Annotated in this window: 22 protein-coding genes; 17 read left to right on the top strand and 5 right to left on the bottom strand. The window is 71.8% G+C overall.

Annotation, left to right across the window (positions count from 1 at the left end):
• The first annotated feature begins 125 nt into the window (after nucleotides 1–125).
• The 3 genes from coaBC to ACZ5K7_RS29455 all read left to right on the top strand — a co-directional run bounded on the left by coaBC (nucleotide 126) and on the right by ACZ5K7_RS29455 (nucleotide 5,334).
• Complete coding sequence (gene coaBC, locus ACZ5K7_RS29465; RefSeq protein WP_351707128.1) at nucleotides 126–1,331, top strand: bifunctional phosphopantothenoylcysteine decarboxylase/phosphopantothenate--cysteine ligase CoaBC; 1,206 nt, start codon at nucleotides 126–128, stop codon at nucleotides 1,329–1,331.
• A 240-nt stretch (nucleotides 1,332–1,571) separates the two neighbouring features.
• Entirely contained in the window at nucleotides 1,572–2,780 is a 1,209-nt protein-coding gene (gene metK, locus ACZ5K7_RS29460; RefSeq protein WP_351707125.1) for a methionine adenosyltransferase, read from the top strand.
• Between the two features lie 406 nt (nucleotides 2,781–3,186).
• The gene (locus ACZ5K7_RS29455) at nucleotides 3,187–5,334 is read left to right on the top strand and encodes a primosomal protein N' (RefSeq protein ID WP_468917932.1); all 2,148 of its coding nucleotides are present in this window, start codon (nucleotides 3,187–3,189) and stop codon (nucleotides 5,332–5,334) included.
• A gap of 147 nt (nucleotides 5,335–5,481) precedes the next feature.
• Here ACZ5K7_RS29455 and ACZ5K7_RS29450 read toward each other — a convergent pair whose 3' ends face one another.
• Nucleotides 5,482–6,030, bottom strand: a complete 549-nt coding sequence (locus tag ACZ5K7_RS29450; protein ID WP_351707120.1) for a hypothetical protein — start codon at nucleotides 6,028–6,030, stop codon at nucleotides 5,482–5,484.
• A 639-nt stretch (nucleotides 6,031–6,669) separates the two neighbouring features.
• Here ACZ5K7_RS29450 and fmt point away from each other — a divergent pair.
• The 4 genes from fmt (at nucleotide 6,670) to ACZ5K7_RS29430 (ending at nucleotide 11,107) form a co-directional block, all read left to right on the top strand.
• Nucleotides 6,670–7,602 carry a methionyl-tRNA formyltransferase gene (gene fmt, locus ACZ5K7_RS29445; protein WP_468917929.1) on the top strand — a complete coding sequence of 311 codons (933 nt, stop codon included), beginning with the start codon at nucleotides 6,670–6,672 and terminating at the stop codon, nucleotides 7,600–7,602.
• Between the two features lie 84 nt (nucleotides 7,603–7,686).
• On the top strand, nucleotides 7,687–9,105 hold the full coding sequence (locus ACZ5K7_RS29440) for an RsmB/NOP family class I SAM-dependent RNA methyltransferase (RefSeq protein WP_468917927.1): 1,419 nt from the start codon (nucleotides 7,687–7,689) through the stop codon (nucleotides 9,103–9,105).
• Between the two features lie 193 nt (nucleotides 9,106–9,298).
• Nucleotides 9,299–9,985, top strand: a complete 687-nt coding sequence (gene rpe / locus ACZ5K7_RS29435; protein ID WP_351735601.1) for a ribulose-phosphate 3-epimerase — start codon at nucleotides 9,299–9,301, stop codon at nucleotides 9,983–9,985.
• 78 nt (nucleotides 9,986–10,063) lie between these two features.
• The gene (locus ACZ5K7_RS29430) at nucleotides 10,064–11,107 is read left to right on the top strand and encodes a sugar-binding transcriptional regulator (RefSeq protein WP_351707108.1); all 1,044 of its coding nucleotides are present in this window, start codon (nucleotides 10,064–10,066) and stop codon (nucleotides 11,105–11,107) included.
• A 67-nt stretch (nucleotides 11,108–11,174) separates the two neighbouring features.
• Here ACZ5K7_RS29430 and ACZ5K7_RS29425 read toward each other — a convergent pair whose 3' ends face one another.
• The 3 genes from ACZ5K7_RS29425 to ACZ5K7_RS29415 form a co-directional block, all read right to left on the bottom strand.
• Nucleotides 11,175–11,330 (bottom strand): hypothetical protein, encoded by a 156-nt coding sequence (locus ACZ5K7_RS29425; protein WP_468917924.1) that lies wholly within the window; start codon nucleotides 11,328–11,330, stop codon nucleotides 11,175–11,177.
• 121 nt (nucleotides 11,331–11,451) lie between these two features.
• On the bottom strand, nucleotides 11,452–12,054 hold the full coding sequence (locus ACZ5K7_RS29420; protein WP_351707102.1) for a TetR/AcrR family transcriptional regulator: 603 nt from the start codon (nucleotides 12,052–12,054) through the stop codon (nucleotides 11,452–11,454).
• Nucleotides 12,055–12,116: 62 nt separating this feature from the next.
• A complete protein-coding gene (locus tag ACZ5K7_RS29415) occupies nucleotides 12,117–13,412 on the bottom strand; it encodes an MFS transporter (RefSeq protein ID WP_450972890.1) in 1,296 nt (431 codons plus the stop codon).
• Between the two features lie 288 nt (nucleotides 13,413–13,700).
• On the opposite strand from ACZ5K7_RS29415, the gene ACZ5K7_RS29410 reads away from it, so the two are divergent.
• The 5 genes from ACZ5K7_RS29410 (at nucleotide 13,701) to ACZ5K7_RS29390 (ending at nucleotide 18,890) form a co-directional block, all read left to right on the top strand.
• The gene (locus tag ACZ5K7_RS29410) at nucleotides 13,701–14,654 is read left to right on the top strand and encodes a Dyp-type peroxidase (protein WP_468917919.1); all 954 of its coding nucleotides are present in this window, start codon (nucleotides 13,701–13,703) and stop codon (nucleotides 14,652–14,654) included.
• An 81-nt stretch (nucleotides 14,655–14,735) separates the two neighbouring features.
• Nucleotides 14,736–15,047: a barstar family protein gene (locus tag ACZ5K7_RS29405; RefSeq protein ID WP_468917916.1), complete on the top strand. Its 312-nt coding sequence runs from the start codon at nucleotides 14,736–14,738 to the stop codon at nucleotides 15,045–15,047.
• Nucleotides 15,048–15,218: 171 nt separating this feature from the next.
• Nucleotides 15,219–16,661, top strand: coding sequence for a GuaB1 family IMP dehydrogenase-related protein (locus tag ACZ5K7_RS29400; protein ID WP_351707090.1), 1,443 nt, complete (start codon nucleotides 15,219–15,221; stop codon nucleotides 16,659–16,661).
• Between the two features lie 313 nt (nucleotides 16,662–16,974).
• Complete coding sequence (locus ACZ5K7_RS29395; RefSeq protein ID WP_351707087.1) at nucleotides 16,975–18,429, top strand: amino acid permease; 1,455 nt, start codon at nucleotides 16,975–16,977, stop codon at nucleotides 18,427–18,429.
• 8 nt (nucleotides 18,430–18,437) lie between these two features.
• Nucleotides 18,438–18,890: an Lrp/AsnC family transcriptional regulator gene (locus ACZ5K7_RS29390; protein ID WP_046726552.1), complete on the top strand. Its 453-nt coding sequence runs from the start codon at nucleotides 18,438–18,440 to the stop codon at nucleotides 18,888–18,890.
• Between the two features lie 181 nt (nucleotides 18,891–19,071).
• Here ACZ5K7_RS29390 and ACZ5K7_RS29385 read toward each other — a convergent pair whose 3' ends face one another.
• Complete coding sequence (locus ACZ5K7_RS29385) at nucleotides 19,072–19,812, bottom strand: GntR family transcriptional regulator (RefSeq protein ID WP_468917911.1); 741 nt, start codon at nucleotides 19,810–19,812, stop codon at nucleotides 19,072–19,074.
• A gap of 225 nt (nucleotides 19,813–20,037) precedes the next feature.
• Here ACZ5K7_RS29385 and ACZ5K7_RS29380 point away from each other — a divergent pair, with 225 nt between their 5' ends.
• The 5 genes from ACZ5K7_RS29380 (at nucleotide 20,038) to ACZ5K7_RS29360 (ending at nucleotide 25,489) form a co-directional block, all read left to right on the top strand.
• Entirely contained in the window at nucleotides 20,038–21,198 is a 1,161-nt protein-coding gene (locus tag ACZ5K7_RS29380; RefSeq protein ID WP_351707081.1) for an ABC transporter substrate-binding protein, read from the top strand.
• Entirely contained in the window at nucleotides 21,195–22,094 is a 900-nt protein-coding gene (locus tag ACZ5K7_RS29375) for an ABC transporter permease (RefSeq protein ID WP_351707079.1), read from the top strand. Before ACZ5K7_RS29380 ends, ACZ5K7_RS29375 begins: the two co-directional genes overlap by 4 nt.
• Nucleotides 22,079–22,897 carry an ABC transporter permease gene (locus ACZ5K7_RS29370; RefSeq protein WP_468917907.1) on the top strand — a complete coding sequence of 273 codons (819 nt, stop codon included), beginning with the start codon at nucleotides 22,079–22,081 and terminating at the stop codon, nucleotides 22,895–22,897. Before ACZ5K7_RS29375 ends, ACZ5K7_RS29370 begins: the two co-directional genes overlap by 16 nt.
• Nucleotides 22,898–22,900: 3 nt before the next feature.
• Nucleotides 22,901–23,974, top strand: a complete 1,074-nt coding sequence (locus tag ACZ5K7_RS29365; protein ID WP_351707073.1) for an ABC transporter ATP-binding protein — start codon at nucleotides 22,901–22,903, stop codon at nucleotides 23,972–23,974.
• Between the two features lie 63 nt (nucleotides 23,975–24,037).
• Nucleotides 24,038–25,489 (top strand): HAD-IA family hydrolase, encoded by a 1,452-nt coding sequence (locus tag ACZ5K7_RS29360; RefSeq protein WP_468917903.1) that lies wholly within the window; start codon nucleotides 24,038–24,040, stop codon nucleotides 25,487–25,489.
• Nucleotides 25,490–25,637 lie beyond the last annotated feature (148 nt).

The following is a 25,637-nucleotide window of genomic DNA, read 5'->3' as shown; positions in this document are numbered from 1 at the left end:
TGCAGTAGTACTTTCGTATTGCAGTTGACTTATCCACAGGCCCGGCAGCCGACTGTCGGGCCTGTGGTGTGTGATGGAGTCGTGCGCCGGAGCCGGTGCACGGGAGCCGAGTGCGGGGAGAGACGGTGGACAAGCCGAAGGTCGTGCTGGGGGTCAGTGGTGGCATCGCCGCCTACAAGGCCTGCGAGCTGCTGAGAAGGTTCACCGAGTCGGGCCACGACGTCCGGGTCGTGCCCACCGCCTCCGCGCTGCACTTCGTCGGCGCCGCCACCTGGTCCGCCCTCTCCGGCAACCCCGTCTCCACCGAGGTCTGGGACCACGTCGAAGAGGTCCCGCACGTCCGGATCGGCCAGCACGCCGACCTGGTCGTGGTCGCCCCCGCCACCGCCGACATGCTCGCCAAGGCGGCCCACGGCCTCGCCGACGACCTCCTCACCAACACCCTCCTCACAGCCCGCTGCCCGGTCGTCTTCGCCCCCGCGATGCACACCGAGATGTGGGAGCACCCGGCCACCCAGGAGAACGTGGCGACGCTGCGCCGCCGCGGCGCCGTCGTCATCGAACCGGCGGTCGGCCGCCTCACCGGGGTCGACACGGGCAAGGGCCGCTTCCCCGACCCGGCGGAGATCTTCGAGGACTGCCGTCGCATCCTGGCGCGCGGAGCGCGGGAGCCCGACCTGACGGGCCGCCATGTCGTCGTCTCCGCCGGCGGCACCCGCGAGCCCCTCGACCCCGTCCGCTTCCTCGGGAACCGCTCTTCCGGCAAGCAGGGCCACGCCCTCGCCCGCACGGCCGCCGCGCGGGGCGCCCGGGTGACACTGGTCGCGGCCAACACCACCGGCCTGCCCGACCCGGCCGGCGTGGACGTCGTCCCGGTCGGGACGGCCGTACAGCTGCGGGAGGCGGTGCTGAAGGCGGCCGCGGACGCCGACGCCGTGGTCATGGCCGCCGCCGTCGCCGACTTCCGCCCCGCGGTCTACGCGGCCGGGAAGATCAAGAAGAAGGACGGCCAGGAACCCGAGCCGATCGTCCTGGTGCGGAATCCGGACATTCTCGCGGAGATCTCCTCCGACCGGGCGCGGCCCGGACAGGTGATCGTCGGCTTCGCCGCCGAGACCGACGACGTCCTTGCCAACGGCCGGACCAAGCTGGCGCGCAAGGGCTGCGACCTGCTCGTGGTGAACGAGGTGGGAGAGCGCAAGACCTTCGGCTCCGAGGAGAACGAGGCCGTGGTGCTCGGAGCCGACGGCAGTGAGACGCCTGTGCCGCACGGCCCCAAGGAGGCTCTCGCCGACATCGTGTGGGATCTGGTGGCGGCCCGTCTGGGTTAACTTTTTTCAGCTGTATGTCAACTTTCCCGGACGTCACATTGGGGCGCGGTGGCTCTGGTCAACGCCGCCGCCCATTGGGCAGAATGCCCGTGCCGCAGGTCACAGCACTCCCGAGTGTCGAGACAGGTGGGCCGGCGGCGGAGTGCGACCGATAAACTGTTCTCGGACGACACACAGGCGCAGCCCACCGTGTCGTCCGCCAATGATCAGCCAGCAGCCGCTGCAACCCCAGGGAGCGTTGTGTCCCGTCGCCTGTTCACCTCGGAGTCTGTGACCGAGGGTCACCCCGACAAGATCGCTGACCAGATCAGCGACACCATTCTCGACGCGCTTCTGCGCGAGGACCCGACCTCCCGGGTCGCCGTCGAGACGCTGATCACCACCGGCCTGGTGCATGTGGCCGGCGAGGTCACGACCAAGACGTACGCGGACATCGCGACGCTGGTCCGCAACAAGATCCTCGAGATCGGCTACGACTCCTCGAAGAAGGGCTTCGACGGCGCCTCCTGTGGCGTCTCGGTGTCGATCGGCGCGCAGTCCCCGGACATCGCACAGGGCGTGGACACCGCGTACGAGAACCGGGTCGAGGGCGACGAGGACGAGCTCGACAAGCAGGGCGCCGGCGACCAGGGCCTGATGTTCGGCTACGCGACGGACGAGACGCCGACCCTGATGCCGCTGCCGATCTTCCTGGCGCACCGCCTGTCGAAGCGCCTGTCCGAGGTCCGCAAGAACGGCACCATCCCCTACCTGCGCCCGGACGGCAAGACGCAGGTCACCATCGAGTACGACGGCGACAAGGCCGTCCGCCTCGACACGGTCGTCGTCTCCAGCCAGCACGCCTCGGACATCGACCTGGAGTCGCTGCTCGCCCCCGACATCCGCGAGTTCGTCGTGGAGCCGGAGCTGAAGGCCCTGCTGGACGAGGGCATCAAGCTCGACACCGAGGGCTACCGCCTCCTGGTCAACCCGACCGGCCGCTTCGAGATCGGCGGCCCGATGGGCGACGCCGGCCTGACCGGCCGCAAGATCATCATCGACACCTACGGCGGTATGGCCCGCCACGGTGGCGGCGCCTTCTCCGGCAAGGACCCGTCCAAGGTCGACCGTTCCGCCGCCTACGCCATGCGCTGGGTCGCCAAGAACGTCGTCGCGGCCGGCCTGGCCTCCCGCTGCGAGGTCCAGGTGGCCTACGCGATCGGCAAGGCCGAGCCCGTCGGTCTGTTCGTGGAGACCTTCGGCACCGCCAAGGTCGACACCGAGAAGATCGAGAAGGCGATCGACGAGGTCTTCGACCTGCGTCCGGCCGCCATCATCCGCGACCTCGACCTGCTCCGCCCGATCTACGCCCAGACCGCCGCGTACGGCCACTTCGGCCGCGAGCTCCCCGAGTTCACCTGGGAGAAGACGGACCGCGTGGACGCCCTGCGCAAGGCCGCGGGCCTGTAACCCCGGAGCCGCCTCGACGAAGGCCCGGTTCCCCTTCGGGGGGAGTCGGGCTTTCGTCGCGTCCCCGGGCATGGAAATCGGCTGGCCGCGGTGACGGGGCGATCAGTACGGTGGTGGCGTCCCGGTGCGAGGGCTGCGGTTACTTCCGTGGAGTGCGCCCATGGGTGCACGGTGAAGCTGGTGTGTGTCGACCGTGGCCGGGCTGATCTCGGGAGACCGGCGCTGCCCGGTGCGCAGGCCTCGGATCCTTCCTTCCGGGTGATCCCCCCGCAGGTTCGAATCCTGCTGCCGGTTCTGGATCGGTATGGCCGAGTGGCCCAAGGCAGAAGACCGCCGTACGGCGTTCCGCGGCCGGAGTGATCTCGGGCGGCGCCGGTTGTCAGTGGCGTTTGGTAAGAATGCAAGGGTGAGCAGCGAGAACGGGCAGGGGGGCGAGGGCGCCGGAGGGGCGCCGCCGGAGCAGCTCGCGCTCATTCGGGAGAGCGTGCGGGGGGCCAAGGTGCCCCGGGCCAAGCCGCGGACCTGGCGGGGGGCCGAGCTGGCCGAGCGGCTGCCGGTCGCCCGGGTGCTCGTGGACAAGGGCGTGCTGCATCTCGACCGGTACTTCGACTACGCCGTCCCGGCCGAGTTGGACGCCGACGCACAGCCGGGGGTGCGGGTGCGGGTGCGGTTCGGAGCCGGCCGGCACCGGGTGCGGGACGGGCGCCGGGAGGGCGGGGGGCTCATCGACGGGTTCCTCGTGGAGCGGCTCGCCGAGTCCGAGTACGCGGGGCCGCTGGCCGCGCTGGCCCAGGTGGTGTCTCCCGAGCCGGTGCTGAGCGAGGAACTGCTGCGGCTCGCGCGGGCCGTCGCCGACCGGTATGCGGGGAGCCTCGCGGACGTGCTGCAGCTGGCCGTGCCACCGCGCAGCGCGCGGGCCGAGAAGCGGACCTCGCCCGAGCCGTTGCCGCCCCCGCCGGTGCCCGACGCCGGATCCTGGACGCGGTATGAGCACGGGGCGGCCTTCATCGAGTCGCTGGCCTCCGGCGCCGCGCCGCGTGCCGTGTGGAACGCCCTGCCGGGGCCCGAGTGGAGCGAGGAGATCGCCCGGGCCGCCGCCGCCACGCTCGCCTCGGGACGCGGCGCGCTCGTCGTCGTACCCGACGGGCGTGCCGCCGCGCGGGTCGATGCCGCGCTGACCGGTGTGCTGGGCGAAGTGCGGCATGCGCTGCTCACGGCCGACGCCGGGCCCGAGAAGCGGTACGCGCAGTGGCTGGCCGTCAGCCGCGGCTCGGTGCGGGCGGTGGTGGGGACCCGGGCTGCCATGTTCGCGCCGGTACGGGACCTCGGGCTCGTCGCGATCTGGGACGACGGCGACGACAGCCACAGCGAGCAGCACGCCCCGCAGCCGCATGCCCGGGATGTCCTGCTGCTGCGTGCCGCGCTGGACAAGTGCGGCTTTCTGCTGGGGAGTTGGAGCTGCACGGTGGAGGCCGCACAGCTCGTGGAGAACGGCTGGGCGCGGCCCCTGGTGGCGGGGAGGGAGCAGGTGCGGCGGTCCGCACCGCTGGTGCGGACGGTCGGGGACGGGGACCTCGCGCGGGACGAGGCCGCGCGGGCCGCGCGGTTGCCGACGCTCGCCTGGCAGGCGGTACGGGACGGTCTGCGGCACGGGCCGGTGCTGGTGCAGGTGCCCCGGCGGGGGTATGTGCCGCGGATGGCCTGCGACCGGTGCCGGGCGCCGGCGCGCTGCAGGCACTGCGCCGGCCCGTTGGAGGCGCGGGACGCCGGGGCGTTGGGGTGCGGGTGGTGCGGGCGTGAGCAGAGGGACTGGCACTGCCCCGAGTGCGGCGGCTTCCGGCTGCGCGCCCAGGTGGTCGGGGCCCGGCGGACCGCCGAGGAGCTGGGGCGGGCGTTTCCCGCCGTGCCCGTACGGACCTCGGGACGCGAGCAGGTGCTGGACACCGTCCCGGGGGCGCCCGCGCTGGTCGTGAGCACGCCCGGCGCCGAGCCGGTCGCCGAGGGCGGCTATGCGGCGGCGCTGCTGCTGGACGGCTGGGCGATGCTCGGGCGGCCCGACCTGCGCGCGGGTGAGGATGCGCTGCGCCGGTGGATCGCGGCCGGGGCGCTGGTGCGGCCGCAGGAGGAGGGCGGCACCGTGGTCGTCGTCGCGGAGCCTACGCTGCGGCCCGTGCAGGCGCTGGTGCGCTGGGACCCCGTCGGGCACGCGGTGCGGGAACTCGCCGAGCGGGCCGAGCTGGGGTTTCCGCCGGTGTCGCGGATGGCGGCGGTGTCGGGGCCGGCGGAGGCGCTCGCGGAGTTCCTCGCCACGGTCGAACTTCCGCCGGATGCGGAGGTGTTGGGGCCGGTTCCGGTGCCCGTGGTGCGCGCCGGGGCGCCTCGGCGGACGGGGGCGCCGCCGCCCGGGGAACACTGGGAGCGGGCGCTGGTACGGGTGCCGCCGGGGAGCGGTGCCGCGCTGGCGGCCGCGTTGAAGACGGCTCAGGCCGCGCGGATGGCACGGGGGAGTGGGGAGGCCGTACGGGTGCGGATCGATCCGCCGGACATCGGCTAGCGGGGGATGCGACGGATGCGGGGGAGACGGACGGGGGAGACGGGGGATGCCGCGGAGGGGGAAGAGAGGGAGAGGTGGCTGGGTAGACGGCTGCCCTCCCGGGTGTTTGCCGGGAGGGCAGAGGGCGGGCGGGTCAGCCCCTTGAAGTCAGCCGTTGCGCGGGCCGGGGAAGGCCGTGGGCCTCGCCTCGTCGCGGAGGGTGGGGCTGCCCGCGGTCGGCTGGGTCGGCATGGAGCGGGCGGCCGGGACCGTGGGCACCGTGGGCAGGCCGACGCCCATGTTGAGCGTGCGGGTGCCGGCCGACTCGGTCGGCCGTTCGGTCTCGGCGGCCGGTGCCGGCTGGGCCGTGGCGCGGCGGGCGCCGTAACGGCGGTGCACCGCCTGCTTGGTGACCCCGAGGGCCGAGCCCACCGCGTCCCACGAGAAGCCGAGTGAGCGGTCGAAGTCCACGGCGGCCGTGACCAGGGTTTCGACACTGTCCCGGAGTTCCTGGGCGAGGCGGACCGTCGGGGCGGGGGCGCGTCCGTAGACGACGAAGCCCGTGGACGGGCCGGAGCGGCGCGGGCGGTAGACGTTGCCCAACTGGGCGGTGAGGGTGCGCAGTGCGTCCACCTGGCGGCGGACCCGCTCGATGTCCCGCACCAACAAGTGCAGGCTGGCCCGGGCCTGGGCGTCGTGGGTGGCGTGGTCGGCCATGAACAAGCCTCTCGAACCGGCGTTGAAAGGAATGGGCCGCGTATGCGGCCCGTTGTGGTCAACTCTCTCTTGACCAACGCGTGGGCGCGCTGCTGGTCACGGTGTGGGGGCGTGTGGGCATATGCGTACGCCGGGTTTTCCCACCCGCGCACCGCCCGTTCGGTTGGCAGAGAGGCTGAGCGACCAGTGGGGGGCGTTCGCCGTCGGCGGATTGCGGATTGCGGTTCGTGGATCGCGGGTCGGGGGGCCGGGTTCGTGGATTCGGGGTCGGGGGTCGTGAACTGCGGGTCGGGGGCCGGGGGTCGGGGATCGCGGTCGGGGTCGCGGTTCGAGGACTGGGGGCCGGGAGTCGGGCGGCGCGGTTCGTGGACTGCGGGTCGGGGGAGGGGGACGAAGGTCGCGGTTCGGGGCTCGGGGTTCGGGGATGGCGGTCCGCAGTCCGTAGTCCGTAGTCCGTAGTCCGCAGTCAGTGCTCAGCAGTCAGCAGTCAGCAGTCAGCAGTCCGCGTTTCGCGCTTGGTGGTTCGTGGTCCGGGGTGTGCGGGGTTGTGGGCTGTGGATTGTGGGTGGTGGATTTGGGTTGCGGCATAGACTTGTGCGTTGCCCGTGTTCGTCGTGTCCGAGAGGCCCTCAGTCGCCCATGAAGCTTGTCTTCGCCGGTACCCCCGAAGTCGCCGTTCCCGCTCTGGACGCTCTCATCGCCTCCGGGCGGCATGAGGTGGCCGCCGTGGTCACGCGGCCCGACGCGCCGGCCGGGCGGGGCCGCAGGCTGATCGCTTCGCCTGTGGCCGAGCGGGCGATGGCGGCCGGGATCGAGGTGCTGAGGCCGCAGAAGCCGCGCGATCCGGAGTTTCTGGAGCGGCTGAAGGCCATCGCGCCGGACTGCTGCCCGGTGGTCGCCTACGGTGCGCTGCTGCCGCGGGTCGCCCTCGACGTGCCGGCCCACGGGTGGGTCAATCTGCACTTCTCGCTGCTCCCCGCGTGGCGTGGCGCGGCGCCCGTCCAGCACTCCATCATGGCGGGCGACGAGATCACGGGCGCGTCCACCTTCCTGATCGAGGAGGGCCTCGACTCCGGGCCCGTCTACGGGACCGTCACCGAGGAGATCCGGCCCACCGACACCAGCGGTGATCTGCTGACACGGCTCGCGTTCGCCGGGTCGGGGCTGCTCGCCGCGACCATGGACGGCATCGAGGACGGCACGCTCAAGGCCGTGCCGCAGCCGGCCGAGGGCATCACCCTCGCTCCGAAGATCACCGTCGAGGACGCCAAGGTCGACTGGTCGGCGCCCGCGCTGCGGGTCGACCGGGTGGTGCGCGGCTGCACTCCGGCCCCCGGTGCCTGGACCACCTTCCGCGGTGAGCGGCTCAAGCTGATCCACGTCGCCCCGGTGCCCGAGCGGACCGATCTCGCCCCGGCCCAGATCGCCGTCGGGAAGAACAGCGCGCACGTGGGGACGGGGTCGTACGCCGTGGAGCTGCTCTGGGTGCAGGCCCAGGGCAAGAAGCCGATGCGGGCGGCCGACTGGGCGCGTGGCGTGCGCATCGGCGCCGGGGAGACCCTCGGCGACTGAGCCCGCCCTTCTCAACAGCGGCTTTCCGGTGCGCGCGGCGTACGCTGGGAGTCGCATCATTCCCATAACCGGAGCACCTTTTTCGTGAGCCAGCAGTCCAGGGGGCCGCGTCGGCCCGCCAAGCCCTACCGCCGTCCCCAGAAGGACCCGGTCCGTCTCCTCGCCTTCGAGGCGCTGCGCGCCGTGGACGAGCGGGACGCGTACGCCAACCTCGTGCTGCCGCCGTTGCTGCGCAAGGCGCGGGAGAAAGGCGACTTCGACGGGAGGGACGCGGCCCTGGCTACCGAGCTGGTGTACGGGACACTGCGCCGGCAGGGGACGTACGACGCGATCATCGCCCAGTGCGTGGACCGGCCGCTGCGCGAGGTCGACCCGCCGGTGCTGGACGTGCTGAGCCTGGGCGCGCACCAGCTGCTCGGCACGCGGATCCCGTCGCACGCCGCCGTGTCCGCCTCCGTCGAGCTGGCCCGGGTGGTGCTGGGCGACGGGCGGGCCAAGTTCGTCAACGCCGTCCTGCGCAAGGTCGCGCAGAACGACCTGGACGGCTGGCTCGCAAAGGTCGCGCCGCCCTACGACCAGGACCCCGAGGACCATCTCGCCGTCGTGCACTCGCACCCGCGGTGGGTCGTCTCCGCGCTCTGGGACTCGCTGGGCGGAGGCCGCGCGGGGATCGAGGAGCTGCTGGCCGCCGACAACGAACGGCCCGAGGTGACACTGGTCGCCCGGCCGGGGCGGGCCACCGCCGAGGAACTGCTCGACGAGGACGCGGCCGTGCCGGGACGCTGGTCGCCGTATGCGGTGCGGCTCAGCGAGGGCGGGGAGCCCGGCGCCATCGAGGCCGTGCGGGAGGGCCGGGCCGGGGTGCAGGACGAGGGCAGCCAGCTGGTGGCCCTCGCACTCGCCAACGTGCCGCTCGACGGCCCGGACCGGACCTGGCTGGACGGCTGCGCCGGGCCCGGCGGCAAGGCCGCGCTGCTCGCCGCGCTCGCCGCGGAGCGCGGTGCCGTACTGCTCGCCTCGGAGAAGCAGCCGCACCGGGCCGGCCTGGTGGAGAAGGCACTGCACGGCAATCCGGGGCCGTACCAGGTCATCACCGCCGACGGCACGCGGCCGCCGTGGCGTCCCGGCACCTTCGACCGGGTGCTGATGGACGTGCCGTGCACCGGACTCGGCGCCCTTCGCCGGCGTCCGGAGGCGCGCTGGCGCCGGCGGCCCGAGGATCTCGACAACTTCGCCCCGCTGCAGCGTGCGCTGCTGCGGACGGCGATCGACTCGGTGCGGGTGGGCGGGGTCGTCGGGTACGCCACGTGCTCGCCGCATCTCGCGGAGACGCGGGCGGTGGTCCAGGACGTGCTGAAGCAGCGGCCGGAGACGGAGCTGCTGGATGCGCGTCCGCTGCTGCCGGGTGTGCCGGCTCTGGGCGAAGGCCCGGACGTACAGCTGTGGCCCCATCTGCACGGCACGGACGCGATGTATCTGGCGCTGATCAGAAGAACCGGCTGACGTGGGCAGGGGCGGGGACACCCACCGGCGCTCGCGGGGCGCCGCCCGCGCCCACCCGTGCCGGCTGGGGAGCGCCCCTTCAGGGGCGCGGGGGACTGCGCGCTCGGCCACGAATTGCCTGCACTGTCCAAACAACCGTCCCCACCCCGAACCCCACGCGGTCCTCCCCGCCAGGGCATGGCACGCTTGACGCATGGCCGCGCAGATCAACCCCAGCATCCTCTCCGCCGACTTCGCCCGCCTCGCGGACGAGGCCAAGGCGGTCGAAGGCGCCGACTGGCTCCACGTCGACGTCATGGACAACCACTTCGTCCCGAACCTCACGCTCGGCGTGCCGGTCGTAGAGTCCCTGGCCCGGGCCACGGACACCCCGCTGGACTGCCATCTGATGATCGAGGCCCCCGACCGCTGGGCACCCCAGTACGTCGAAGCGGGTGCCTCCTCCGTCACCTTCCACGTGGAGGCGGCGGCCGCCCCGGTGCGGCTCGCGCGCGAGATCCGCGCGAAGGGCGCCCGCGCCTCCATGGCGCTCAAGCCCGCGACGCCCATCGAGCCGTACGAGGACCTGCTCCCCGAGCTGGACATGCTGCTCATCATGACGGTGGAGCCGGGCTTCGGAGGCCAGGCGTTCCTCGACATCATGCTGCCGAAGATCCGCCGCACCCGGGAGTTGATCAGCAAGCACGGACTGGAGCTGTGGCTCCAGGTGGACGGCGGAGTTTCGGCGTCGACGATCGAGCGGTGCGCGGACGCCGGAGCCGACGTTTTTGTGGCAGGTTCGGCGGTGTACGGGGCAAACGACCCGGCAGCGGCGGTACGTGCACTACGCACCCAGGCCGAGGCGGCCACGGCCGCCGCGTCCTGGGCGTGCGACCACTGAGGTACGGGAACGTGAACGGCTCCGATCAGGGCTGATCGACTGCGCCGGATCTGCAAGGATGAACGGCGTATCCAGAGTGTGAACAGCAGTGAGGAGATGACCGTGTCGGGTATGTCGGCGGGCCGGTCAGCCATGCGGATGGGACCCGCTGAGCTGGTGCAGGCGGCGGCCATGGCCCGCCGCTTCTACCTTGAGGGCAAGTCCAAGATCCAGATCGCTGAGGAGTTCGGCGTCAGCCGCTTCAAAGTGGCCCGGGTACTGGAGACTGCCCTCGAAAGGGATCTCGTACGCATCGAGATCCGTGTGCCGGCCGAACTGGACGCCGAGCGCTCCGACGCGCTCCGCGCCCGCTACGGCCTGCGGCACGCCGTCGTGGTCGAGTCCCCGGCCGAGGCGGAGGAGACCCCCGACCCCGAGAACCTCGGTGAGGTGGCCGCCGACCTGCTCGGCGAGCTGGTCAACGAGGGCGACGTGCTCGGTCTCGCGTGGGGCCGGTCCACCATCCACATGGCGGCGGCGCTCGACCGGCTGCCCCCGTGCACGGTGGTCCAGCTGACGGGCGTGTACGACGCCGGAACCTCCGAGCGCGGTTCGGTCGAGGCCGTCCGGCGTGCCGCCCAGGTGTCGGGCGGCGACGCGCACCCCATCTACGCGCCGATGCTGCTGCCGGACGCGGCGACGGCGGCCGCGCTGCGCAACCAGACCGGTATCGCCCGGGCCTTCGAGTACTTCGACAAGGTCACGGTCGCCTGTGTCTCCATCGGCTCCTGGGAGCGCGGCATCTCGACGGTGCACGACATGCTCAGCGACGAGGAGCGCGCGCACTACGCCACGCTCGGCGTCGCCGCCGAGATGGCCGCGCACCTCTTCGACGCCGAGGGCCGCCGGGTCGGACGCGACCTGGGGGAACGATGCATCACGGTCAAGGCCGACCAGCTGCGCCGTATCCCCGAGGTCGTCGCGATCGCGGGCGGGCAGCGCAAGGCGGCCGCCATCGACGCGGTGCTGAGGTCGGGGCTGGTCACCAGCCTCGTCACCGACACCTCGGCCGCCGACTACCTGATGACGGCGGGGCCGACGCCCAAGTCGACGCTGAACCGTTCCGACCCCGACGGTTCCTGACGGGGATCACGGCGACGCCGCGGCGGCGTAGATGACAACGCTGCCGCGGCGATCCTGCCCGTCCGTGTCAGGCGTCGGTCGTGAGCACCATCCGGGAGTGGGCCTCGTTGCGCATCACGCGGTCGTACGCGACGGCGCCCTCCTCCAGCGGGGCCTCCTCGGCCCAGGCGCGGATCCCGTGCAGCGCGGCGCAGGCGAGGGTGTCCTCGACGTCCCATGGCATCGCCGCTCGGATGGCCGTGCACGGTAGGGGAGTTGGTGATGAGCTGGAGCTGGGACAGTTGCCTTCAGCCCGTCGACCGCGACGGCCATGGCGTCGGCGTTGGCCGCGGTCGGCAGGAGCGTCAGGAAACGGGTTCTGAGGAACGGGTGGCCAGCGCCGCGTCGATCAGGACCGCGGCCGCCTGCCGGGCGACCGCACCCGCCGACGGGTCGCGGTCCATCCGCGCGGACACGCCGCCCCCGTCGTACAGCAGGTGGAGCTGGCGGGCGAGGCCCGCGGGATCCGGGGCGCCGGCCTCCCCGGCGAGGTCGGTGAACAGGGCCCGGAGCCAGGCCCGGTAGGTGTCGGAGACCTCTTCGATGGCGCTGCCCTGCTTGGCCTCCGCGCTGGCCGCCAGGAAGGCGCACCCGTGGTAGCCCTGTTCGGCGAAGAGCGTGGCCAGCGCGTCGAAGACGGCCAGCAGACGCTCCCGCGGATCGTCGGTGCCCTCGACGGCGCGCAGCAGCCGGGCGGACATCCTGGCGTGCCGGGAGCCGAGATAGGCGCGGATGAGCTGTTCCTTGCCGCCGAAGGTGTTGTACAGCGAGGCCTTGGCGACCCCGGCGCGCTCGATGATCCGGTCGATCCCGACCGTCTGCACGCCCTCCGCGTAGAACAACTCGTTCGCGGCCGACAGCAGCCGCTCCCGGGCCGTGGGAGCCTTGGCACTCAACGTCTTCGTCATGCCACCCACCACTCACCTTCTCGACTCTTCCAGTCTACGGCTGATCAGACCGGTCTATTCAGTCACCGGGACGCCACGTCGGCGCGCTCGGCTTCCCGGGCCTCGACGGCGGGCGAGCCTCCCGAGGCCACCAGCACCCCGGGTGCGGTCTGCGGGCCGCCGCGCAGCAGCAGGGCGGCGAGGGCCAGCAGCGCCAGGGCGATGACCACCGCGCCGTACTCCTCGGAGGTCGGGACCAGTCCGCCGCCGTGCACCACCAGCGTTCCGGCGATGACGGAGGGGACGCCCATACCGAGGTAGGCGACGACGAACAGCAGGGACAGCACGCCCGAGCTCTCGTGCGGCTTGGTCAGCGGCAGCACGGTGCGGATGCCGCCCTGGAAGCCGCTGCCGAAGCCGAAGCCGGCGACGGCCGTACCGACGAAGAACAGCACCGGTGCGCTCCGGTCGACGGCCAGCAGCGTGACGGCGACGCCGGCGACCAGCGCGCCGATGCCGGCGTACATCACGGTCGTCGCCCGGGCGTTGCGCAGCACGAGGACTGAGGCGGCCGCGACGAACGCGAGGACGAAGAGGCCGAGGCCGCCGTAGACGGCGGAGTCGGAGCCGACCAGGGTGCGGACCAGGGCCGGGCCGAGGGAACCGTAGAACCCGGCGAGCGCCCACACGGCGAAGATGACCGGGGCCGCGGCGAGGGCGGCGCCGCGGACCGTGCGCGGGAGCCTGATCTCGGGCACCAGGGTGGCCAGGGCGCCGGGCTCACGGGTGACGGTCTCGTCGATCAGGGCGATGGCGACGGCCTGCGCCAGGAACACACCGAGCAGGCCGAGATAGATCGTGTGGGTCGGGGCGGGCAGGTACTGCACGACGAAACCGCTGACCAGGGCGCCTGTCGCGGTGCCCAGGCCGGGGGCGAAGGCGTTCGCCACGGTGCCCCGGGAGCGGTTGATGTCCATCATGGCGGCGCCGACCGCGCCGAGCGCGGCGCCGGTGGACAGGCCCTGCACGACCCGGGCGACGAGCAGTTCGCCGACGCCTCCGGCGGTGGAGAACAGCACCATCGCGACGGCCTGGGCGGCGATCGCGGCGATCAGGACGGGGCGGCGGCCGACATGGTCGGACAGCTTGCCGAGGACCAGCAGGCCGGAGAGCACGGCGATCGCGTAGATGCCGAAGACCACGGTGGTGGTGATCGGGCTGAAGCCCCATTCGGCCTGGTAGGACGCGTAGAGCGGAGTGGGCGCGCTGGAGGCGGCGAGGAAGGAGACGACGATGGAGGCGAGCACGTAGAACGCCGCGCGCGGCGGTATGGGCCTGCTCGACGGCTTGGTTCGCTCGTGCGGTGCGAGGTGGTTCATCGGGAGATCCTTCGGGGGGACGGGGCCGGAGGTCGTCGTTTCACAGAGGCTTGAGTGGGTAGACCGGTCTGTCTACATGACCTGGCCAACCCCCTAGGCAGGTCCGTCTATTCCGGTGAAGCGGAAAAATCTTCGGCGGAGTCGGTCAGCTGTCGGTGAGCGCGCTCTGTGAGCCGATCTCGACGCTGTCGCTTGGAGCGTCTGCGCCCGCAGAGCGCCGCCGACCCCGATCATGTGTACGGCGTATGTGTACGACAGGCCGAGCACCGATCGCATCGGGAGGACGCGGTGAGCACTGAACCCCAGCCCACAGGGGAAGCCGAACCACAGCCCGTGCTGGGCTCGTTGACCACCGCGGCGATCTTCCTGGTGGTCACCGTCCGCCCGGGGCACGAGGAGCGGGTACGGGAGGTGCTGGGCGATCTGAGCTCGCTGCGGCGCAGTTTCGGGTTCGGCGCCCCGGAGGCCGCCCTGAGCTGTGTCGCGGGGATCGGCTCCGACGCCTGGGACCGGCTGTTCGACCACCCGCGTCCGGCCGGACTGCACCCCTTCCGGCCGCTGGAGGGCCCCCGGCACACCGCCGTCGCCACCCCTGGCGACCTCCTCTTCCACATCCGGGCCACCCGCTTCGACCTCTGTTTCGGGCTCGCCGCCGAGATCATGCACCGGCTGCGGGACGCGGTCACCGTCGAGGACGAGGTGCAGGGCTTCAAGTACCTCGACGCCCGCGACCTGCTGGGCTTCGTCGACGGCACCGAGAACCCGGTCGGCGCCGCCGCCCGCAGGGCCGTCCTGATCGGCGCCGAGGACCCCGCGCACGCCGGCGGCAGTTATGTGGTCGTGCAGAAGTACCTGCACGACCTGGACGCCTGGAACGCGCTTCCGGCCGAGACGCAGGAGCGGATCATCGGCCGTACGAAGGCCACCAACATCGAGCTGGAGGAGCCGGGCTCGCACGTCGACCTGAACACCGTCACCGGACCGGACGGCGAGGAGCAGGACATCCTGCGCGACAACATGCCCTTCGGCAGCCCCGGCCGGGGTGAGTTCGGCACCTACTTCATCGGGTACGCCCGTACTCCGGACGTCATCGAGCACATGCTGCGCAACATGTTCCTCGGCACGCAGGACGCCGCCCACGACCGGATCCTCGACTTCTCCACGGCGGTCACCGGCACGCTCTTCCATGTGCCGTCCGGGGACTTCCTCGATGACCTGCCCGCGGCTCCCGAGAAGGCATGACCCCGGTGCGCATTGTCACGCGGCGCACCGGTGGGATCTACTACACCGTGATCCCTACAACTCCTCCCGGGCGGTGCTGAGATGACGACGAGTCCCCATCTGGTGGTGCTCGACCTCGCCGGGGTCGAGGACAAGGGCGGTCTCATGGACCGCGCCGTCGCCGCCCTGGGCCTGCCCGACTGGTTCGGCCGCAACTGGGACGCCCTCGCCGACAGCCTCCGCGATCCCTCGGTCTGGCCGCCGGAGGCGGTCGACCGCGGACTCCTCGTCGTGGTCACCGGCTGGCAGGGCTACGCGGGGACCCGGCCGGACGAGTGGAAGACGGCGCAGGACGTGTTCGCCCAGGCCTCGGACGGCGAACCGGGACTGACGGTGGCGCTCGCCCTCGGCTGAGGCCAGAAGCTCTGCGCACCGCCCTTGGAGGTTTCTCCCAACCGCCCCTGACCTGCCTGGATGTTCGTCCCGGGCACCGCATACCGGTCGCCATGGGACAATGAAGTACGTGCTCTTCCCCTTGGCCGGCCGGTCCGGGGGTCACCTCTGATCGACCGGGATGTGCGGCACGTGCGTTTCCTCAATGACATCCAGCCCGCGTACGACCTGACGTACGACGACGTCTTCATGGTGCCGAGCCGCTCCGCGGTCGGCTCGCGTCAGGGCGTGGACCTCGACTCGCCGGACGGCACGGGCACCACCATCCCGCTGGTCGTCGCGAACATGACCGCGATCGCGGGCCGGCGGATGGCCGAGACGGTGGCCCGGCGCGGCGGACTCGTCGTGATCCCGCAGGACATCCCGATCGACGTGGTCACCGACGTCATCACCTGGGTGAAGAGCCGCCACCTGGTGCTGGACACCCCGATCGTGCTCGCCCCGCACCAGACCGTCGCCGACGCGCTGGCCCTGCTGCCCAAGCGCGCGCACAACGCGGGGGTCGTCGTCGACGAGGACGGCCGCCCCGTCGGTGTCGTCACCGACCGGGACCTCAACGGCGTCGACCGCTTCACCCAGCTGGCCGAGGTCATGTCCCGCGACCTGCTGCTGCTCGACGCGGACATCGACCCGCGCGAGGCGTTCAACAAGCTGGACGCGGCCAACCGCCGCTACGCCCCGGCCGTCGACCGTGACGGCAAGCTCGCCGGCATCCTCACCCGCAAGGGCGCCCTGCGGGCCACCCTGTACACCCCGGCCACCGACGCGCGGGGCAGGCTGCGGATCGCCGCCGCCGTCGGGATCAACGGGGACTTCGCCGACAAGGCCAAGCAGCTGCTCGACGCGGGCGTCGACACGCTCGTCATCGACACCGCGCACGGCCACCAGGAGTCGATGATCAGCGCGATCAAGCTGGTCCGCGGCCTGGATCCGCAGGTCCCGATCGCGGCCGGCAACATCGTCTCGGCCGAGGGCGTCAAGGACCTCGTCGACGCGGGCGCGGACATCATCAAGGTCGGTGTGGGCCCCGGCGCCATGTGCACCACCCGCATGATGACCGGCGTCGGCCGGCCGCAGTTCTCGGCTGTCCTGGAGTGCGCCGCGGAAGCGAAGAAGTACGGCAAGCACGTCTGGGCCGACGGGGGTGTCCGGCACCCGCGGGACGTCGCCATGGCACTGGCCGCAGGCGCGTCCAACGTGATGGTCGGCTCCTGGTTCGCCGGCACCTACGAGTCGCCGGGCGACCTCCAGCAGGCCGCCGACGGCCGGCTGTACAAGGAGTCCTTCGGTATGGCCTCGGCACGTGCGGTGCGCAACCGCACGTCCGACGAGTCGGCCTACGACCGGGCCCGCAAGGCGCTCTTCGAGGAGGGCATCTCCACGTCCCGGATGTTCCTCGACCCGGCCCGGCCGGGCGTGGAGGACCTGATCGACTCGATCATCGCGGGCGTGCGGTCGTCGTGCACCTATGCCGGTGCGGGGTCCCTGGAGGAGTTCGCCGAGAAGGCGATCGTGGGGATCCAGAGCGCGGCGGGCTACGCGGAGGGCAAGCCGCTGCACGCCAGCTGGAGCTAGGCGCCTCGCCGGCGGCGGCGTTTTCGGGTGCGGGTGCGTGGGGGCGATCGTGCCCGCGCGGCGGAGCCGCATGTCGATACAGCCCGCGCCCCTGAGGGGCGCTCCACCACCGACGCAATGAATGTGCACCCTCCTTCCACACACGCAACGATCTTGCGGGCATGAGCAAGGTTGCTGCATTACGTCCGTGAAGGACTGGCTCATAGGGTCATGCGCTGTACGTGGCGTGGTCGGGACCCCGCTCGGTGGGGCCCTGCGGGATGGGCGCCGCCGGTTCCGGCCGCCCTCAACCCCAGCGACGAAGGAGCCGCGCGTGCTCGACCAAGGCGCACCCCCACGAACCGACGCCTCCCCCTCCGTCGGTGCCCGGCTGATGCGGCGCAAGCCCGTCGAGCGGCTGGTCGCCGAGGGCGGGCAGGGTGAGGGAGGCACGCTCCGGCGTTCCCTCGGGCTCTGGCAGCTGACGATGATCAGCATCGGCGCCACCCTCGGCACCGGCATCTTCGTGGTCCTCGGCGAGGCCGTCCCCAAGGCCGGCCCGGCCGTCACCCTCTCCTTCGTGATCGCCGGGCTGACCGCGCTTTTCTCAGCGCTCTCCTACGCCGAGCTGGCGGGCACCATCCCGGTCGCCGGCTCCTCGTACTCCTACGCCTACGCGACGATGGGCGAGCTGATCGCCTGGGTCTGCGGCTGGTGCCTGCTCCTGGAGTACGGCGTCTCGGTCGCCGCGGTCGCGGTCGGCTGGGGCGAGTACCTCAACGAACTGCTCGCCGGGACCGTCGGCGTCACCCTCCCGAAGGCCCTGTCCGCGCCGCCCGGCGTCGACGGCGGTGTCTTCAACCTGCCCGCCCTGATCGTCGTGCTCCTCGCGATGGTGTTCCTGCTCGGCGGCGCCAAGGAGTCGGCACGCGCCAACACGATCATGGTGTGTGTGAAGATCGCCGCGCTGGTGCTGTTCTGCGCCATCGGCTTCATGGGCTTCAGGTCCGGAAACTACGCGCACTTCATGCCGCTGGGCATGGCCGGTGTCAGCGCGGCCGGCGCGACGCTGTTCTTCTCGTACATCGGCTTCGACGCCGCCTCCACCGCCGGCGAGGAGGCGAAGAACGCGCAGCGCGACCTGCCCCGGGCCATCATGCTGTCGCTGGTCATCGTGACGGCGCTGTACGTCCTCGTCGCGGCCGTCGCCGTCGGTGCGAAGCCCTGGCGGCAGTTCGACGACTCCGAGGCCGCCCTCGCCCAGATCATGCGGGACGTGACCGGCCAGAGCTTCTGGGGCACCCTGCTGGCCGCCTGCGCGGTCGTCGCCATCGCCAGCGTCGTCCTGACCGTGCTCTACGGCCAGACCCGCATCCTCTTCGCGATGTCCCGGGACGGCCTGGTGCCCAAGGTGTTCGCCAAGGTCCACCCGAAGACCGGCGCGCCCCGGGCCAACACCGTGATCGTCTCCGTCTTCTGCGGGGTCCTCGCCGCCGCGATCCCGCTGGGGCAGCTGGCCGACGCCACCAGCATCGGCACGCTGTTCGCCTTCGGTCTGGTGAACATCGCGGTCGTGGTGCTGCGCCGGACGCGTCCCGCGATGCCACGCACCTTCCGTGTGCCGCTGTCCCCGTTGCTGCCCGCGCTGGGCTTCGGATTCTGCGTCTGGATGATGGGCAGCCTCTCGGCCGTCACCTGGGTGGTCTTCGGTGCCTGGCTGGCGGTCGGGCTCGTGTTCTACTTCCTGTACGGCTATCGCCGGTCCCGTCTTGCAACACCTGAAAGCTGAACGACCCCTTGCTGAACGATCTCGACGAACGCATCGTGCACGCCCTCGCCGAGGACGCCCGCCGCTCCTACGCGGACATCGGGCAGCTGGTCGGCCTGTCCGCGCCCGCCGTCAAACGGCGGGTGGACCGACTGCGCGCCACCGGAGCGATCACGGGTTTCACCGTGCGGGTCGATCCGGCGGCCCTCGGCTGGGAGACGGAGGGGTTCGTCGAGATCTACTGCCGGCGCAACACCTCCCCGGAGACGATCCAGCGGGGGCTGGAGCGGTACCAGGAGGTGGTGGCCGCGTCCACGGTCACCGGTGAGGCCGACGCGGTCGTGCAGGTCTTCGCGTCGGACATGCGGCACTTCGAGAGGGTGCTGGAGCGGATCGCGGGGGAGCCGTTCGTGGAGCGCACGAAGTCGGTGCTGGTGCTGTCGCCGTTGCTGAGGAGGTTCTCCTCAGGGGCGCCGGGGTGAGTGCGGGACTGAGCTCGGGGGGTGCGGTGGTGTCGCCGGGTGCGGGTGGGCCGTGGCTGATCGCGCAGTTCCCCGCGCTCCTTCGAGGTGGGACCAGCTGAGCTGCTTTCAGGGGCGCGGGGAACTGCGCGAGCAACCCCCACGCACCCGCACCCGGCAACACCACCGCACCCCCCGCCCCCTATTCCGCGGTCATCCGCGCCAGCGCGTTGCTGTCGATGGAGTTGTGCACGCTGAAGCTCACCGCGTCCGACCGGTACCGGTCGTCCGACCACTCCACCGGGCGTCCTTCCCGTGTCGTCGTCACGCGCCGCACCCGCAGCAGCGGGCTCGACCGGCGCACCCCCAGCAGTTCGGCGTCCCGCGCCCCGCAGGCGACCGCGTCGATGACGTGCTCGCCGTACGCGAAGACCAACCCCGTGTCCTCGTACAGGCGTTGAGTCACCGACGGGCACTCCGGCTCTATCGCGGCCACCGCCGGGGAGATCCAGTCCGCGTACACCGTGCGCTCCAGCAACACCGGTTCGCCGTCCAGGCCGCGTACCCGGAGTACGTGCAACACCGGTGTCCCCACGGAGAGTTGGAGGCGGACGGCGTCCTCCTGGGTGGCGGGGCGGTGCTCCTGGGACACCACGTGTCCGGTCGCCTCGCGGCCCATCGACCTCGCCCACTGGGCGAAACTGCGCAGCTCCGCGAAGCTCTGGCTGCGCCGGCTGGCCAGCACCACCCGGCGGGCGCCCTGGCGGGAGCCGATCAGCCCCTCGGAGGTGAGCGCGGCGACGGCCTGGCGGACGGTGCCGCGGGACACGCCGTACTGCGCCGCCAGCTCCGTCTCCGCGGGCAGCCGGCTGCCGACGGTGTACTCCTCACGGTCGATGGCGCGCCGCAACTCGTCGGCGATCTCCTCGTGTCGCGCCGTCATGCTTCCCCTCTGAGTAGACCGCTGTGCACAGCGTGACCAGCCTAATCGACGTTCTTGGGTGATTCGTACCGGCCGTTAATGTGCAGGGAAACGGGGGCCGGTGTTTCTGCGCTGTTCATGAACCGGTCACTCGCGCCGGGCGTACTGGGGTCAACTTGTTCAGACAAGTTCGTTCGGCGCCAGCCACAGCGCCACCCACCCTCGTGCGTACTCCCTGGAGAGACCGTGACCGTGTCCCTGCCGAGAACCGCCGTCCTTGGCGGCTCCCTCGCCGTCGTCGCCGCGCTCGCCCTGAGCGCCTGCGGCGCCGCCCCCGACAACGCGTCGTCCACCACCTCCGACGGCAAGAACGCCGCCACCGCCACCTCCGCCGCCGACCTCGGCGGCATGGACAAGCTGGTCGCCGCGGCGAAGAAGGAGGGCACGCTGCACATCATCGCCGTGCCCCGCGACTGGGCCAACTACGGTGCCATCATCGACGGCTTCCAGAAGAAGTACGGCATCAAGATCGAGGACGAGAGCCCCGACGGCTCCAGCCAGGACGAGATCACCGCCGTGACCTCGCGCAAGGGCCAGGACCGGGCCCCGGACGTCCTCGACCTCGGCTCCTCCTTCGCGCTCAGCGCGGCCCAGCAGGGACTGCTCGCGCCGTACAAGGTGACCTCGTACACCGACATCCCCACCGGCCAGAAGGACCCGCAGGCCCGCTGGTACAACGACTACGGCGGCTACATCTCCATCGGCTGCGACGCCAAGCGCGTCAAGACCTGCCCGACCACCTTCGCCGACCTGCTCAAGCCGCAGTACAAGGGCCAGGTCGCCCTCAACGGCAACCCGACCAAGTCCGGCTCCGCCTTCGGTGGCGTGTACGCGGCCGCGCTCGCCAACAAGGGCTCCTTCGACGACATCCAGCCCGGCCTCGACTTCTTCGCCAAGCTGAAGAAGAACGGCAACTACACGCCCGTCGAGTCCACCCCGGCCACCGTCGAGAAGGGCGAGACGCCCATCTCGATCGACTGGGACTACCTGAACGCCGGGTACGCCGACGAGTTCAAGTCCAAGGGTGTGGACTGGAAGGTCACCATCCCGACCGACGGCCAGTACGCCCAGTACTACTCGCAGGCCATCAACAAGGACGCCCCGCACCCGGCGGCCGCCCGCCTGTGGCAGGAGTACCTGTACAGCACCGAGGGCCAGAACCTGTGGCTCAAGGGCTACGCCCGCCCGGTCCTGATGAGCTCCCTGGACAAGGCCGGCACGCTGGACAAGACCGCCGCCGCCAAGCTGCCCGCGGTCACCGGCACGCCGTCCTTCCCGACCGAGGCCCAGCAGGACAAGGCCAAGACGGTCCTCGCGACGGGCTGGTCGAAGGCCGTCTCCGGATGACGGCCACGCTCACGCGGGCCGACGTGGCGTCCGCCGCTTCCCAGAAGCGGCGGCGCCGCGCCCCCGGCTGGCTGGCCGTCGTCCCGCTGCTCGTCTTCACGGCCGTCGCCTTCGGGCTGCCGGCCGTGGCCATGCTGAACGGTGCCTTCACGGTCAAGGACCCGGCCAGCGGGGTGTCCTCGTACACCGGGAAGAACCTCACGGACTCCCTCCAGGGGCCGTACCTCACCGCTCTCGTCGGCAGCGTCAAGCTGTCCGCGCTCTCCGCCCTCATCGCCGCCGCCCTCGGACTGCCGCTCGCGCAGGCCGTGGTCAGCTCGCGTTCCCGGGCGCTGCGCGAGGCCGTGCTCACCGCCTCCGGTGTGCTCGCCAACTTCGGTGGTGTGCCGCTGGCCTTCGCGTTCGTGGCGACCCTGGGCAACGCCGGTGTGCTGACCGTGCACCTCGGGCTCGCGGACCACGGCTGGAACCTGTACAGCTTCTGGGGACTGGTCCTCGTCTACCTCTACTTCCTGATCCCGCTGATGGTCCTCACCATCACCCCGGCCCTGGACGGACTGCGGGCGCAGTGGCGGGAGGCCGCGCTCAACAACGGCGCGACCGGCGTGCAGTACTGGCGGTTCGTGGCCCTGCCGGTGCTCGCGCCCTCGCTGCTCGGCGGACTCGTGCTGCTCTTCGGCAGCGCCTTCGCCGCCTACGCCACCGCCGCCGCGATGGTCGGCAGCGCGGTCCCGCTGGTCACCCTGCAGATCGCCGACGCCATCTCCGGCAACGTCCTGGTCGGCCAGGAGAACGTGGCCCTCGCCCTGAGCCTGGACATGGTGCTGGTGGCGGGCGTGGTGATGGCCGTGTACCTGCCCCTGCAACGACGGAGTGCCCGATGGCTCGACGCCTGACCCCCTGGCGCTGGGCCGTCCTCGGTCTGGCCGCGCTGTACTTCCTGGTCCCGCTGGGCGCCTCCGTCGTCTTCACGGTCGACGTGCCCGGCCAGGGCGTCACCTTCGACGCCTACTCCCAGATCCTGTCCGCCGACGGCTTCGCCTCCAGCCTGATGCTCTCGCTGGAGCTGGCGGTCGCCACCATCGTCGTCGTGCTGCTGCTGATGGTGCCCGCCGTGGTCGCCCTGCGGCTGAGCGCGCCGAAGCTGCGGCCCGTGGTCGAGATCGTCTGCTCGCTGCCGCTGGTGGTGCCGCCGATCGCCTTCGTCGCCGGCATCGCGAGCGTGCTCAAGTGGGGGCCGGACCACCTCTCCCGGACCCCGCTGTTCCAGACGTTCGTGGCCATCCAGAACCCGGACTTCCCGGTCGTCCTGGTCCTCGCGTACGTCGTGATGGCGCTGCCCTTCGTGTACCGCGCGCTGGACGCCGGACTGCGCGCGATCGACGTGCGCACCCTCGTCGAGGCCGCCCGCAGTTGTGGGGCTTCGTGGCCGCAGGCCCTTGTCCGGGCCGTGCTGCCCAATCTGCGCGGGGCGCTGCTGAACGCGGCCTTCCTCACCCTGGCGCTGGTGCTCGGTGAGTTCACCGTCGCCCGGCTGCTCGGCTTCCAGCCCTTCGCCGTGTGGATCTACAACGTCGGCGGCTCGCAGGCCCAGATGTCCGTTGCCGTGTCCGTGCTCAGTCTCCTGGTGACCTGGGCCCTGCTCCTCGCGCTCGCCGGTGCCGGCGGCCGTGACCGTACCGCTTCCTCCCGGGGATGAACCATGAGTGTCAGCACGCCTGAGAAGGCCACCACCGCCGCCACCGTCGAATTCCGGTCGCTGCGACGGGAGTTCGGCGCCACCGTCGCCCTCGACGGACTCGACCTGACCGTCCGCCCCGGCGAGTTCCTCGCCCTGCTCGGCCCGTCCGGCTGCGGCAAGACCACCGCGCTGCGCATGCTCGCCGGGTTCGAACACCCCGACTCCGGTGCGGTGCTGGTGGACGGCGAGGACGTCACCTCGGTCCCGGCACACCGCCGGGACGCCGGGATGGTCTTCCAGTCGTACAGCCTTTTCCCGCATCTGAACGCCGTCGACAACGTGGCGTTCGGACTGCGCATGCGCAAGGTGCGCACGAGTGAACGGCGTTCGCGGGCCGCCGAGTTGCTGGACCTGGTCGGGCTCGGTGACAAGGGGGAACGATTCCCGCACCAGCTCTCCGGCGGCCAGCAGCAGCGCATCGCGCTCGCCCGTGCCCTCGCCCTGCGGCCCCGGGTGCTCCTCCTCGACGAGCCGCTGTCGGCCCTCGACGCCAAGGTCCGGCTGACGCTCCGTGAGGAGATCCGCCGGCTCCAGCAGGAACTCGGCATCACCACGCTGTTCGTGACGCACGATCAGGAGGAGGCGCTGTCCGTCGCCGACCGGGTCGCCGTGATGCGCGCCGGGCGGCTCGAACAGTGCGCCGAGCCCGCCGAGCTGTACGGCCGTCCGGCCACCGCCTTCGTCGCCGAGTTCGTCGGCACGATGAGCCGGATCCCGGGCACGGTCAAGGACGGCCGGGTCGAGGTGCTCGGCCAGCGGCTGCCGGTCGACGGACAGGCGCCGGACGCGAGCGAGGTCGACGTGCTCGTACGGCCCGAGGCGGTCCAGGTGCGCGCGGACGGCACCGGTACGGCCACCGTCGTCGCCACCGCCTTCCTGGGCGCGGTCGTCCGGGTCAGCGTACGGCTCGCCGACGGCACCGAGGCCAAGGCCGATCTGCCCGCCCACGAGGCGGCCGGTCTGGGCGCGGGAGCCGCGGTGAGCGTGTCGCTGCCCGAGCGGCCGGTGCTCGTGGCGGACCGTACCCAGAAGTAACGCTTCCAGAAGCCCGGAAGTATCCAGAAGCCCAGAAGCCCATACGTAAGGAATGACAACAACGTGACCCCCCACCCCCGACTCCCTCTCCAGGCCGTCCTGTTCGACATGGACGGAACGCTCGTCGACACCGAGCGACTGTGGTGGGAGGCGGTGGAACGCGTTGCCGGGCGGACGCTCGGCGAGGCCGACGAGCCCGATGTGCTGGGCCGGCCGGTCGAGTACACCGCCGAGTGGCTGGCCGGCAGCACCGGCAGGTCCGGCGCCGATCTCGCGGCCGAGCTGCACCGGGAGTTCGCGGACCGCGTCCGCACCGGCATCGTGCCCCGCCCCGGCGCCCTCGACCTGCTGGACGCGCTGGCCGCGGCCGGCGTTCCCACCGCCCTGGTCACCGCGTCCCCACGCGCGGTCGCCGACCTCGTGCTCGACGCGCTCGGCGCCGGCCGGTTCGCCGCCTCCGTCACCGCCGACGACACCGGCCGCACCAAGCCCGCCCCCGACCCGTACCTCGCCGCCTGCCGCGCCCTCGGCGTCGACCCGGCGGCCTGTGTCGCCGTCGAGGACACCGAGACCGGGGTCGCCTCCGCCGAGGCCGCGGGCTGTGCGGTCCTCGCGGTGCCCTCGCTCGCACCGATCGGGGGTGCCCCGGGCCGGACCGTCCGGGACACCCTCGTCGGGGTCACCCCGAAAGAGCTGAGCGACATGGCCGTACCCGAACTCCGGGTCATGTCCTGGAACCTGTGGCTCGGCGGCAGCCTGATCGACGACCACCGGGCCAAGCAGGTCAAGGCCGTCCTGGACGTCGGCGCGGACGTCGTCGGACTCCAGGAGACCGCCGGCACCTCGGCCCGGGAACTCGCCGAGGCCCTCGGCTGGCACCACCACACGGCCGGCGAGAACCTCGGGATCATCAGCCGGTACCCCATCACCGCCCGCTTCGGCGACCCGGAGGTCGGTTTCTACGGAGCCGCCGGGGTGCGGATCGCCGTACGCCCCGGACGCGAGGTCGACATCTGGACCGCGCATCTGCACTACACGCCGTACGGGCCCTACGAGTTCCACTTCGACGGGCTCGGGGCGGCCGAGCTGATCGCCCACGAGGAGGTGCGGCTCGGGCAGTTCCGGGAGGCGCTGCGGCGGATCGGGGACGGTCCGGTGCCGGTGGTGCTCGTGGGGGACTTCAACTGCCCGTCCCACCTGGACTGGACGGACGTCGAGTGGCCGGTGACCAAGGCCGCCGAGGAGGCCGGGTTCCGCGACTCCTACCGGGAGGCCCATCCGGATCCGGTGGCCGCGCCGGGGCACACCTGGTCGCCCATCCACCCCGTGCGGGACGACGGCAGCGGGCGGCCAGAGCCGCAGGACCGGATCGACTACGTGCTGCACAGGGGACTGCGCGTGGTCGACTCCCGGACCTGTGTCACCGGCACCCCGGCGCCCTGGCCCGAGGTGGCGGGCAACGACTGGCCCTCCGACCACGCGGCCGTCGTCAGCACCTTCGCCGTGGAGTCCTGACTCGGGGTTACCGGGGGCAACCATTGCGGTCATCGGGGGCATCCCGTAGGTTGTGCCGGGCTCCTTACTCGCTGGTAACACCGGTAGGCAATCCATGCGCTGGCCCTCCCCCTCCCGGCCGGGGGGACCCCCGTCTCGCTTCGCTCGC

It is taken from the genome of Streptomyces sp. NPDC031497 (assembly GCF_055580905.1).
The sequence above is the reverse complement of the archived record's forward strand: the minus strand, read 5'-3'. Positions and strand labels throughout refer to the sequence as shown.